8 protein-coding genes are annotated in these 12,611 nt (G+C 60.0%); 6 read left to right on the top strand and 2 right to left on the bottom strand.

What is annotated here, in order from left to right; genetic code table 11:
• Positions 1-104 precede the first annotated feature (104 nt).
• Positions 105-623 (top strand): Hsp20/alpha crystallin family protein, encoded by a 519-nt coding sequence (locus GEI7407_RS04965; RefSeq protein ID WP_015171040.1) that lies wholly within the window; start codon positions 105-107, stop codon positions 621-623.
• 217 nt (positions 624-840) lie between these two features.
• Here GEI7407_RS04965 and GEI7407_RS04960 read toward each other — a convergent pair whose 3' ends face one another.
• Both GEI7407_RS04960 and GEI7407_RS19340 read right to left on the bottom strand, forming a co-directional pair.
• Positions 841-1,311, bottom strand: a complete 471-nt coding sequence (locus tag GEI7407_RS04960; RefSeq protein ID WP_015171039.1) for a peptidoglycan-binding protein — start codon at positions 1,309-1,311, stop codon at positions 841-843.
• A 98-nt stretch (positions 1,312-1,409) separates the two neighbouring features.
• On the bottom strand, positions 1,410-4,937 hold the full coding sequence (locus GEI7407_RS19340; RefSeq protein WP_015171038.1) for a PAS domain-containing protein: 3,528 nt from the start codon (positions 4,935-4,937) through the stop codon (positions 1,410-1,412).
• Between the two features lie 602 nt (positions 4,938-5,539).
• Between GEI7407_RS19340 and GEI7407_RS04950 the strand changes: the two genes are divergently transcribed.
• The 5 genes from GEI7407_RS04950 to GEI7407_RS04930 all read left to right on the top strand — a co-directional run bounded on the left by GEI7407_RS04950 (position 5,540) and on the right by GEI7407_RS04930 (position 12,432).
• Positions 5,540-6,313 (top strand): WecB/TagA/CpsF family glycosyltransferase, encoded by a 774-nt coding sequence (locus GEI7407_RS04950; protein WP_015171037.1) that lies wholly within the window; start codon positions 5,540-5,542, stop codon positions 6,311-6,313.
• A gap of 423 nt (positions 6,314-6,736) precedes the next feature.
• Entirely contained in the window at positions 6,737-8,398 is a 1,662-nt protein-coding gene (locus GEI7407_RS04945) for an alkaline phosphatase family protein (protein WP_015171036.1), read from the top strand.
• A gap of 89 nt (positions 8,399-8,487) precedes the next feature.
• Positions 8,488-10,143 (top strand): alkaline phosphatase family protein, encoded by a 1,656-nt coding sequence (locus tag GEI7407_RS04940; RefSeq protein ID WP_015171035.1) that lies wholly within the window; start codon positions 8,488-8,490, stop codon positions 10,141-10,143.
• A 121-nt stretch (positions 10,144-10,264) separates the two neighbouring features.
• On the top strand, positions 10,265-10,993 hold the full coding sequence (locus GEI7407_RS04935) for an acyltransferase (RefSeq protein ID WP_015171034.1): 729 nt from the start codon (positions 10,265-10,267) through the stop codon (positions 10,991-10,993).
• A gap of 134 nt (positions 10,994-11,127) precedes the next feature.
• On the top strand, positions 11,128-12,432 hold the full coding sequence (locus tag GEI7407_RS04930; RefSeq protein WP_015171033.1) for a glycosyltransferase: 1,305 nt from the start codon (positions 11,128-11,130) through the stop codon (positions 12,430-12,432).
• Positions 12,433-12,611 lie beyond the last annotated feature (179 nt).

Below are 12,611 nucleotides of genomic sequence, written 5' to 3'. Positions count from 1 at the left end.
TCAGAGGTGTAGACCTTCAGAGCAGCGCCTGCCGAGGCCGCTTCCAGCCCTCGTTTCAGGCACGCTCTGCAAGGCGCTTACCCCGTTTTGGAGGGATGTTCTCTATGTTGACTCGACGCTGGCACCCATTCCGGGATATCGAACTCCTGCGCCGTCAATTTGATCAGATGTTTGACGATCTGACGCACCTAGAAGGCGGCGTTCCCTTCGCCCAGGTTCCCGCCATCGAGCTTCAGGACAACGGCAATGAGCTGATTCTCAAAGCCCATCTGCCGGGTCTGGCAGCCGAGAATCTGGACATTCAGGCCACCCGAGAAGCCGTGGCGATCGCCGGAGAATATCGCCAAGAGGAGAAAACCGAAGAAAAAGGCTATCTTCGCTCTGAGTTTCGCTACGGCAAGTTCCGCCGCCTCGTGCCGCTGCCGACCCCAATTCGCAACGAGGAGGTGAAAGCAACCTACAAAAACGGCGTGCTGACGCTCACTCTGCCCAAAACCGAAGAAGCCCGCAACCGCGTGGTGAAGGTCAATTTGGCCGGTGAGCTTCCCCAGGGCGAGGTCGCCCCTGAGCCCGTCGGGACTGCCGAGGGCGATCGCGTCACGGTCGAAGTTCCTGAGCAATAGCCGCACCCGGGCGAAGCGCTGGCTCGCAAACCTAGCCCGATGGCTCTAGCAGCGCTAGCCCTTCAGCCCTAGGCAGCCCAACTCAAAAAGGTCAGACTCTCTCTGGGAGAGCCTGACCTTTTGCTTTGCATCATCGAGCGAGTCGGTACGACTCAGAACATCTAGGAGGGCAGCCAGCGGCGGCCCAGGGCCGCTTTACCCTGGGCACACCAGCCGGTTAGGCAAACGCCAGCATCTGAGCCATCTGAGCAAGCGCTGCCCAGGTCTGGCGACCCACAATGCCATCAACCGGCTTCAGCTGCCGATCTTGCTGAAACTTCTTCACTGCGGCCTCTGTGCGGGGGCCAAACTCTCCGTCGATCGCGCCAGCGTAGAATCTGGCATCCGTCAGGAGCGTCTGGGCAATCTGGACCGACGCGCCCCGGCTGCCCTGGCGAATCATCGGGTGTTCGGCCGGTTGATTGGTCTTGAGGGCCTGCCAGGTCTTGGGGCCAACCACGCCGTCTCGGGTCAGCAGCTTCGAATACTGGAAGGCTTTGACCGCCGTCTCGGTTTTGGGACCAAAGAAGCCATCAACCACTACGCGATAGTCAGCGCTGACGCGAGTGTTGAGCAGAGTTTGCAAATCCCGAACCGCAGCGCCGCGAGCATTGAGTTGGAGGGTGGGGTTTTGAATGGGAGTGAACATGGGAGCGATTTCTCGGTGAGTGAATGTTTGTATTCACTACCTCAGGGTGCAGACGGGGCTTTTCGCAGGCGATCGGGTACCCCTTCGGGTACTCTTGCTCAGTCGTCTCCTGGCTCGAGAAAGCGCGAGAGGGGTTCTTCGGGCTGCTGTAGCGGGATTTTGATCAAGAACGTGGCCCCTTGGCCGGGAGCAGAGCGGCACTCTAGAGAGCCGCCATGCTTTTCGGTGACGATCTGGTAGCTGATGGAGAGCCCCATGCCGGTGCCTTTGCCAATGGGCTTGGTGGTGAAAAAGGGGTCAAAGAGGCGCTGGAGCACGTCTTCGGGCATGCCGGGGCCGTTGTCGGCGATCGCAATCAGGACCTGGCCGTTTTCTAGGTCTTCGGTCCAGATGTGAATCTGGGGCGAGGTTTCGGAGCCGACGTCTTCGGCGTCTTCGAGAGCATCGATCGCATTACTAAGGATGTTCATGAAGACCTGATTGAGCTGGCCGGCGTAGCACGCCACCCGGGGCAAATTCCCGTAGGACTTGATCACCTCGATGCCGCAGCGATCGGACTTTGCCTTGATCCGGTTCTGCAAAATCATCAAGGTGCTGTCGATGCCGTCGTGAATATTCACGGCCTTCATGTCGGCTTCGTCCATGCGCGAGAAGGTGCGCAAGGAAGCGACAATTTTCTGGATGCGATCGGCCCCGACCTTCATGGAGTTGAAGAGCTTGGGCAAGTCCTCCACCAAGAAATCTAGGTCGATGGCGTCTGCCTCATCCCGCACCGCAGGCACCGGGTCGGGATAGTGCTGGCGATAGAGGTCCAAGAGGCCGAGCAAGTCCTGGATGTAGCTGTTGGCGTGGGCCAAGTTGCCGTAGATAAAGTTGACGGGGTTGTTGATTTCGTGGGCCACTCCCGCCACGAGCTGACCCAGGCTCGACATTTTTTCGCTCTGGATCATCTGGGCCTGGGTGCGCTGTAGCTCTAGCAGAGCATTTTGGAGCTCTTGGGCTCTGGCCTGACTCTGGGCGTAGAGCTCGGCTTGGTTGAGGGCGATCGCCAGCTGGGACATCACCGCCTGAATCAGCTCTACCTCGCTAGTCAGCCAGGGCCGAGTCTCGCCGTGATTGACGCAGACGATCGCCCCCAGCTGGCCCGACGGCATCTGCATCGGAATCAGCAGCACCGCCCTAAACTGCAGCGCCCGGCAGAAGCGCTGCCACGCCTTGTCCTGGGTCGTGTCCAGATCCACCATGGCGATCGGCTCTAGGCGCAGCAGCTTCGAGGCCATCGTGCCCATCACCGAGGTCGGATAGTGGCCCACCAGACTGGCCAGGGACGCACACCGAGCCTCCCGGGTCACCTGCCAGTGGGGGTTTTCCGTCTCGGGGTGATACCACGCAAACTGGCAGCGATCGACTCGCAAAAAGCGCTGGATCTCCTGGAGAGTCGTCGCCAAAATCGTCTCAAACTCGAGAGAGTTGCGAATACGCCGCACCAAGCGATTGAGCAGGCGCTCCCGCTGGGCCTGCTCCCGCAGCCGCTGCTCCGAAAAGCGCAGCGCTTCTTCGGCCCGCTGTCGCTCCGACGCCTCCAAAAAAGCGCTGATAAAGTCCGCGACCGACCCTGCGAAGTTGATTTCCTCCAGAGACCAAGAGCGCGGTGTGCTGGCGTGCTCAAAGCAGACAACGCCGACCATTTCCCCGCGCAGCCACACCGGCGTATCCATCAGCGCCCTCACGTCGTAGGGCTTGAGATAGGTCTCGGTAAATTCTGCGGTGCGCGGATCGGCCAGGGCATCGGGGGTCACCAAGGTCCGCTCTTCCTGAAGGGACTGGAAGTAGCGCGGGTAGTCTGCCGCCAAAAGCTTCAGGCCGTCGCCGTGCTCTCCGCTCGCGAGGGCGTAGTAATCAAAGCACTCAATGGCTGTCTGGTTTTGGCTATAAAACCACAGCCCCGCGGACACTTCCAGGGTGGCGCAGGCGATTTCTAGGACCTCTTGGACCTTGGAGCGCAGATCGTCATGATCCTCGAAGCGCTTGCGCACCAGATTCCCCAGGGCTTCGCCATAGCGGCGCAGGTTGTTTTCGCTGCGGCGCAGAGACTCTTCGGCATTTTTTTGCTCGGTGATGTCGATGTTGACGCCCAGGAGCCCCCGCACGGCTTCTCCGTCACACACGGGCACAAAGAGGGTCGAGAAGATTCGCTCCTTACCGGCGATCGCAAATCGATTTTCCTGGCGCAGCACCTCCCCGGCCATCACCCGGCGGTGCTGATCTTTCCACACCTGCAACACCGCGGGCGCCAACTCCAGATCCTCAGGCCGCTTGCCCAGCATCTCGCCCCACAGGTGAATATCGGTGGCATTTTGCATGACGTAGCGACCCTCCGGATCGCAGACCCACACCGCAAAGGGCAGGCTATCCACCAAAGTCCGCAGCCGCGCCTCGCTTTCTCTCAGGGCGGCTGTGCGCTGATTGACGCTGTCTTCGAGCTGCTCGTTCAGGCGCTGGAGGGCCAGCTCAGCCTCCTTGAGCCGGGTAATGTCCGTCATCAGGCCGTCCCACAGCACCGAGCCGTCGGGCTGCTGCTCGGGTCGCGATGCCCACTGGACCCACTTCAGGTCGCCGGTGGGCAGGGTGATGCGTCCTTCCCAGTGCAGCGGCTCTAGGGTCTGGGCCGAGCGGGCGATCGCCGTCTCCAGGCCGGGCCGGTCCTCCGGATAGATCGCCAGCTTGATCAGCTGGGCATCGAAGCGGATCTGCTTGGGCGCCAGGCCCAGCAAGGGACGAGACCCAGAGGTCACTAGGGGAAAAGACCAGGCGCCATCAGGAGCGCGGACCAGCTGAAACAGCATGCCAGGGACGTGGGCCGACAGCTTCTGGAAGCGGGACTGACTTTCGTAGAGCGCCGACTGCACAATGTGCTGGTCCGTAATATCCCGGATCGTTCCCACGATAAAGGCCTGGCCCGAGACATCGCGAAACAGGGTCTTTTTAGTCGAGATGCAGTAGGTTTGACCCGCAGCGTCGGTGAGCATCTCTTCATTCACGTTGGGCTCTCCCGTGGCCAAAACCAGGGCATCTTTCGCCCAAAATTCTTCGGCCTGCTCCGGCGGAAACACATCGTAGTCGGACTTGCCCAGCAGGGTTTCTGGCCGGTGCCCCATCATGGCCGCCATGGCCTCGTTGAGGTAGACCCAGCGATGCTGGCTGTCCTTGACGAAAAAGGGGTCGGGAAAGCTGTTGAGAACGTTCTCTAGGAAGCTGTTGGCGGCCCGGAGGTCAGCGCTGGTTTGGTAGTGCTGCGTGATGTCCACAAAGCGGTACAGCCACCCGCTCCAAAGCTGCCCAGGGGGTTGCAAAGAGGCAATGGAGATCTCGAACCAGCGGCTGGGAGCACCAGCCTGAGGGATTTCTTGGCACACAAGCCCGCTCACCGACCGGGGGCGATCGCCCGCAAACAGCGGCTCAAGCCACGCAAGCTCTGGCAGTTCGGGGAGGGTTTTGCCGACGATGGGGGTGGTGTTCGCTAGACCCGCGATCGCCCGAAAAGCCGCATTACACCCCTGAAAGACACCCTGACAATCCGTCCAGCAGAGCGGATCAGGGAGAGCATTCAAAATCGTTGACAACATCCCGCAAGTCCCTAAATTTCTAAAACATCGTCTTAAAAACAGCTCACGCAAGCCCAGAAAGCAAAATTATGGGAGCGGCGATCGCTCTCTCCACGCTGTGCCAAGGGACTCAAGCCCTAGAACTCTTCACCGCTTCAAGGCGTTCTAGAAAAACTTAAGGTCTAGTGTGCCCAAATCTTACAAAAGATCCCGTTTTGTGAGCGATCGCCCTTCCCTCACGCCCTTACCCCTGGGCCTTTTCTGCCAGTTTGGGGCAGCTTCTCCCAGATTTTGGGCAGCGGTCCCCAATCGACGCCCCGCAGAGCTCCCCGTACTCTCCCTGAGACAGCCTCCCGTCCTCAGGTCAAGGGCATTACCCTCCCCTCAAAAACACGTAGAGCGCTAGCCAAGGCGATCGCCCGCGCCAAAATCCCCGTAAAATCGCGATCAGGCCCCTTAACATAAACTTCATTTAACCTGGTCAAGAATTAACTCGTGTAATTTTTCAGTGAAGTTTACGTAGAACTACTAGTGACCGTTCAGACCCCTGTGCGAGGATTCGCGTATTCAAGTCCCACACTGCCCGAACGCTCAACTCACATTCCGACAGGGGGAATGCGTCGATGAATAAAATCAGTATCCTGAACGTCGCCGTCGATAACTTATCGCTTCAAGAGCTCCTCGAACAACTCGATCGAGGCGTCGTCTTCACGCCCAACGTCGACCACCTAGTGAAGCTTCAACAAGATCCTGATTTTTGTGAAGCCTACGACGCCGCCCACTTCCGCGTCTGCGACAGCAAAATTCTTTACTACGTCTCCCGCTTCCTGGGTTCTCCCCTGCGAGAAAAGATCTCCGGCTCGGACCTTTTCCCCGCCTTCTACGAGTACCATCGCCACAACCCCGACATTCACATCTTTCTGCTCGGCGCCCGCGAAGGCGTCGCCCACACCGCCCAGCAGAAAATCAACGCCAAAGTCGGCCGCGACATCATCATCGACTCCTACTCTCCCAGCTTCGGCTTCGAGAAAAACGAAGCGGAATGTGAGGCAATCATCGATCGCATCAACCAGTCCGGCGCCACCGTATTGGCCGTCGGAGTCGGCGCGCCAAAACAAGAGAAATGGATCTGCAAATACAAAGATCGGATGCCCAACGTCCGCATCTTCCTAGCCATCGGCGCCACCATCGACTTTGAGGCAGGCAACGTCTCTCGCGCCCCCAAATGGATGAGCGACACGGGCCTCGAGTGGCTCTATCGCCTCGTCATGGAGCCCAACCGGCTGTGGCGGCGCTACCTCCTCGAAGATCCCCTCTTCTTCTGGCTGGTCCTCAAGCAAAAGCTAAACCTGTATGCCGCTCCTATCGCGGTCTACTCCACCGAGTCCAAGTCCTGACCTTGTCGCCCTGCTGTTCTGAGCAACGGTGAGGAACTCGTGACTTTTTATCCTCCCCAAGGGTCAAAGCTTCCTGAGGCAACAACCTGCTCTAAGACGTGCAGCTTCTCCCTGCGCGTCTTTTTTTGCGGGAATTTGCAGAGCACTGCCCGATTTCAGCCCGTTGCAAAGGAACAACTGGCCTAGAAACCTCAAAGCTTCAGCTCACTTTCCTCAGTATTTCCAAGGAAACTTTACTCAAAGTTTACGCAAGCCCTAGATATCTTCGAGGAGTTTTAACCCGCCAGAGAGTCTCAACCACTAACGTATCTAAGTAGCTGCCTCGGTATTTCCTCCGCAGCAATGCTGTTGACTCGACCCGCGCTTCGCATCCTGCCTCGACTCAGGGTGTGCGTGACCTCATCCAGGACCAGAAGTATTGACATGAAAAATCCTGTTATCGCAATTGGGCTTGATGCAGCGGAACCTTCTCTGGTTGAGAAGTGGATGGCCGACGGCCACCTGCCGAACCTTCAGCGCCTGCGCGATCAAGGCGCGTACACCCGGCTCAATAACTTTGAGTACTATCGCGCAGAGACGCCCTGGACGACCTTTTTGACCGGCGCTTCGCCCCACAACACCGGCTACTGGTCACCTGTCAAGTTCCACCAAGCGGACTACAGCGCGGAAGAGATCGGCGCTTACGACTTCCAGGAGCATCCGCCCTTCTATGCCCTCAAGGACGGCCACCGGGTGGCGGTCTTTGACATGCCTCAAGCGCCGCTCTCGGACACAGTCAATGGCATTCAGGTGCTCGCCTGGGGAGCCCACTCGCCCATGACCCCGAGCCACTCCCTGCCCGCGAACCTGCTCCAGGACATCATTGAGCAGCACGGAGAGCACCCCACCCTGCGGGAAGACCACGCCAGCACTCTCGATGTGGCGGCCCTCGATGAGCTGCGCCAAAAGCTGGAAGTCGGCATCGATCGCCGCGCCAAGATTTGCCAGGACCTGCTGCAGCGCGAACCCTGGGACCTGCTGCTCACCATTTTTGGCGAGACTCACTCGGCAGGTCACTACTTCTGGCACCTGAGCCAAGAGGACCATCCCCTCTATCCGGTGGTGGGCGGCAAGCTGGCCCAAGACCCGCTGCTGTCGGTATTCAAGGCCGTTGACCGGGCGGTGGGCGACATTGTCAGCGCCGCACCGGCAAATGCGCACATCCTCGTTTTTGCGGCCCACGGCATGGGCTCCAATGTGATGGACCTGCCCAGCATGTTCTTTTTGCCAGAGTTCCTCTATCGCTGGAATTTCCCCGGTGAGTACGGGCTGGCCTACCGCGCCGATGGCCAGGTGCCCGCCGCGCCCATGGCGGGGGCTCGGGCCAAGCGGGGCTGGCTGGGAACCATGTGGAGCCTCAAGCACGAAACCAATTCCCTCAAAGGGTTCTTGCGCCAGAAGCTGCCCACGAAGGTGTTTAACAAGCTGGCGCCCCTGTTTGGCAAGGCTCGCGGCAAAGAGCTGCTCTCGCCGTTCCAGCTGCAAGCCGAAGGGGACCCGCTCTATTTCCAGCCGGCGCTGTGGTACAAGCCTTTCTGGACGCAGATGAAGGCCTTTGCACTGCCGAGCTTCTCCGAGGGCTACATCCGGATCAACCTGAAGGGCCGAGAGCCTCAGGGCGTGGTGGACCCGGCGGAGTATGACGCGGTGTGTGATGAGATCGTCCAGAAGCTGCGCCAGATGAAGGATGCCCGCACGGGAACGCCGATGGTGAAGGACATCATCCGCACGCGCCAGTCGGCCCTCGACAGCGATCCAAAGCTGCCCGATGCAGACTTGGTGGTGATCTGGCAGGAAGCTTACACGACGGATACGGTGACGAGCTCGGAATTTGGTCAGATTGGTCCGGTGCCTTATCTGCGCACGGGCAGCCATCGATCGGAAGGGTTTTTGGTGGCGAGTGGTCCAGCGGTCCAGGCGGGGGCTTCGCTGCCGACGGGTCACGCGCTGGATTTGGCGCCGACGATTTTGAGCTTGATGGAGGCGCCGATTCCGGCGCAGTACGAGGGCAAGCCGCTGGTCAATGTGCCGGTGCTCTCGAGCTAGGGGCGATCGCCTCCTGAGCTGACAGGGCTCACAAAGCCCGGATATCACTTGTTTTCCCCGTTATTTGAGCAGTTTCCACGGAGAAGGATATGAAGAGGCCCGTCATTGCTATTGGCTTGGATGCCGCTGAGCCGCCCGTGATTGAGCGCTGGCTGGCAGAAGGCCATCTACCGACCCTGCGTCGTCTGCGGGAGCAGGGCGCTTACGGACGGATCCAAAACTTTGACTATTACCGGGCGGAGACGCCGTGGACAACGTTCTTGACGGGGTGCTCTCCCCACAAGACGGGATATTGGTCGCCGATCAAGTTTCAGCCGGACAAGTACGAAGCGGATCTGGTCGAGGCCTACGAGTTTGACGAGTTCAAACCCTTCTATGCCCTCGGCCCGGACTATCGCGTGGCGGTGTTTGATATGCCGCAGACGACGCTGTCGGAGGATGTCAACGGGGTACAGGTCCTGGCCTGGGGGGCTCACTCGCCCCAGACGCCGAGCCATTCTCAGCCAGAGAGCCTGTTTCAGGAGATCGTGGATCAGTATGGTCCTCACCCCGGCCTGCACGAGGACCACGCGGACTGCTACGACCTCAAGGGGCTGGAGAAGCTGCGTCAGGTCCTGGAGACGGGCATCGAGCGGCGGGGCAAGATTTGCCGCGACCTGCTGAAGCGCGATCGCTGGGATTTGCTGCTGACGATGTTTGGGGAAGCCCACGCGGCGGGCCACTTTATGTGGCACCTGAGCCAGCCGGATCACCCACTGTATGAGGTGTTCAAGCCGCTGGCGTCGGGAGATATGATGCTGTCGGTGTTCCAGGCGATCGACCGGGCGATCGCAGAAATCATCAGCGCGGCCCCCGAAGACGCCTACGTCGTGGTGTTTTCGGCCCACGGCATGGCCTCCAATATCATGGACCTGCCCAGCGGCACCTTCTTGCCGGAGTTCCTCTATCGCTGGAGCTTCCCGGGCCAGTACGGCCTGGCCAAGGGCGACCCCAATACGCCCCCAGGTGCGCCGATCGCCCGCTGCCAAAAGGACTCCTGGCTGTGGGATGTCTGGTCCCGCAAGCACGACACCAATCCGCTCCGCAGCTTCCTGCGCAGCAAGGCTCCCTACAAGGTTTTCAAGAAGCTGGAGCCCCTGTTTGGTCGTAGCCAAGGCCCGGATCTGGTGTCGCCTCACCTGCTCAATGAGCAGTCCGATCCCCTCTGCTTCCAGCCGACGGAGTGGTACAAGCCTTGCTGGCCCCAGATGAAGGCCTTTGCGCTGCCGAGCTTCTCCGAGGGCTACATCCGGATCAACCTAAAAGGCCGCGAAGCCAATGGCATCGTGACGCCGGAAGAGTACGACGCTGTGTGCGAAGAAATCACGCGGGAGCTGCGCCAGATGAAGGACGCCCGCACCGGCACGCCCATGGTGACGGAGGTGATGCGGACCCGCAAATCAGCGCTGGACAACGATCCGAAGCTGCCCGATGCGGACCTGGTGGTGCTCTGGCAAGAGCAGTACGCCACGGATATCGTGGACAGCCCGACGGTGGGCCGCATTGGCCCGGTGCCGCACTTCCGGACGGGCAGCCACCGCTCCCAGGGCTTCCTGTTTGTTCAGGGGCCTGAGGTGGAGGCGCACTCCGAGGTGACCGGCCACGCGCTGGATCTGGCGCCGACGATCTTGAGCCTGATGGATGCGCCGATTCCGGAGCAGTGTGAAGGCAAGGCGCTGCTGAAGACCAAGGTGTTGGCGAGCTAATTTCCTGGAGGCAGGTCGGGCCTATCGCTCACCTGCCTTTTTGCTGAGGGCGATCGCCCCCTGACTGACTTTTTCTTCCCATTCTGTTGGCACTGCCCCCCAGGGCAGAGACATCCTCACTATGACTGCACCCAAAACCACTCCCGGCAAGCAACCCACCTGGCTTGAGTCCCTCTTGATTACCAGCATCGGCTGGATTCCCCTGAGTCCGGGCCGGATTCTGCGGCGGCTGCTCTACCGGCAAATCTTCGCGCGGGTGGGCGATCGCACCGATATCCAGCCCAACGTCGAATTCGCCATGACCCAAGGCATCGAGCTGGGCTACTCCGTCCAGCTTCACCGGTACGTGCGCATTCGCAGCATCGGCCAGGGCAGCCGCATCCACCTGCACGACTACGCCCACCTGGATCGGGGCGTCGACATCAAGACCCATCGTCAGGGCTTCATCGAAGTGGGCGAAAACACCTACATCGGCCCCTACACTTGCCTATCGGGCGACGCCATCCGCATCGGCAAAAACTGCATGATCGCCTCCCATTCCGGGATCTACGCCAACAACCACAACTTCGCTGACCCCAACCGCCCCATCTGTCAGCAAGGCAACAGCTACAAAGGCATCGTGATCGAAGAAGACTCCTGGCTCGGCAGCGGCGTCCGCGTCCTCGATGGCGTCACCATCGGCCGAGGCAGCGTTGTGGGCTCGGGGGCTGTGGTCACCAAGAGCCTGCCGCCCTACTCGATCGCCGTGGGCGTCCCGGCCAAGGTGATTGGTCGGCGCGGCGAAACTCAGGCGGCTGCCCAAGCCGTCGAGGCAGAAGTTCACCACGTGATTGCGGCGACGCAGTCTTAAATCCGGAAATGCCTTTCCCTGCGGCGTAGCTCCTAAGGAATTTTACTGAGGAGCGCCCTTGTGAACCTGGCAGTGTTGGGCTGCATCGCCAACGCCCTGACGTTTCTTCCCTTATTCAGTGCAGTACAGTCCCCATGGTGACCTCCTCCCGCAAACCGCGCATTTGTCTCGCGCTGCCGGGCATTCAGTACCAGCCGCGATCGCCCTACGTCCTGAGCACCCTTCCCATGGTGCCCTACCTGGAAAAGGACTTTGACATCACCCTGGTCTATCGCAAGGTGCTCGACACCAGCGAAGCCGACCACATCGAGCACAAGTACCTGACGTTGGTAGACCCCCACACCATGTCAGAGCGCGAAAAGCTCAACACCTTTTCCTACTGTGTCCCCGAAAACTACGTTGCCCTGTGGAAGTGCCGCCGCCAAATCCAGGAGTTTGCGGCCCGTCATGCCCGGGACTTTGACCTGGTTTTTGAGAAAGAGTGGCCCATTTTGGGAGCGTTTTCCAGCGCTTTCGGTCGCTACGGCGTGCCAACGGTGATTTTGGTGGAGGCGATGTACAAGTATCCCAAGGCGCCTCAGATGAGCCTGGCCAAGAAAGCCGCTAGCATTGGCTTTCAGCGTCTGCGGCCCTATCTGCGGGAGCGGTGGTGCGATCGCGTCGACAGCATCGTCGCCGAAACCCCCGAAATGAAGACCTTCTTGCAGGATTACGGCTACGTCAAGCCCGCTACCCCTATCTATCCCATTCCCTACGGCGTGGATCCGGACACCTTTGCGCCGCGCGATCGCGCCCAGTGTCGCCAGGAGCTGGGGATTCCCCAGGACGCCTACGTGCTGACCTATGTGGGCTCCCTCAACCGCTTCATCCAAGAGCCCGCGCCCATCCTCGAGGCCCTCGGTCGCGAGAAACCGGCCAATGTGGTGCTCCACGTGGTGGGAGACGGCAGCAAGCGCGAGGAGCTCGAAGCTTTGGCTCGCCAAAGCGGTGCATCTGCGGTGTTTCACGGTCGCCTCGCCCAGAAGGAGGCGGCCCGCTACATCGGGGCAGCGGACCTGACAGTGGCGCCCTACAACAAGTACCTATACATGGCGGACCAGTTTACCTGCGCCAGCCTGAAGGTGCCGGAGTATCTCTCCTGCGGGCGTCCCGTTTTGAGCATTCCGTGCGATCGCATGGAGACGCTGCTCGGGGGCGGCCAGTACGGTTTTTTGGTTGGCAATGATGTGGAGGCCTACCAGCAGTTTTTCCGGAATCTGCCCAGTCGGGAAACGCTCCACCACATGGCCGATCAGATTCTCCGCGACATCGACAATGGCACCCTCAAAGACCGGCAGATTCTGCTGCGCTGGTGGGACATTGCCGACCTCTATAAGCAGGTTTTTCTGGAAACTTTGGAGCGGAAACAAAAGTCTCAGTCTTTGGGGCTTGCTAGCTAACAGCGAAGCGTCCTCGGAAACCCTCCGAAAGCCGTATTCGCGATCGCCCTCTTTCCCTCTACCATCAGAAAGAATTCTCGCCCAGCGCCTCAGAACTCCCGCTGAACGCCTAGTTAATGAGGATTCTCCGAACGACAGAATCAAGATTGACTGCGGGGGTTTGCGCGATCGCCCTTGGC

This window comes from Geitlerinema sp. PCC 7407, from assembly GCF_000317045.1.
Classification (GTDB): Bacteria; Cyanobacteriota; Cyanobacteriia; order PCC-7407; family PCC-7407; genus PCC-7407.
This window is presented reverse-complemented; position numbering and strand designations above follow the sequence as displayed.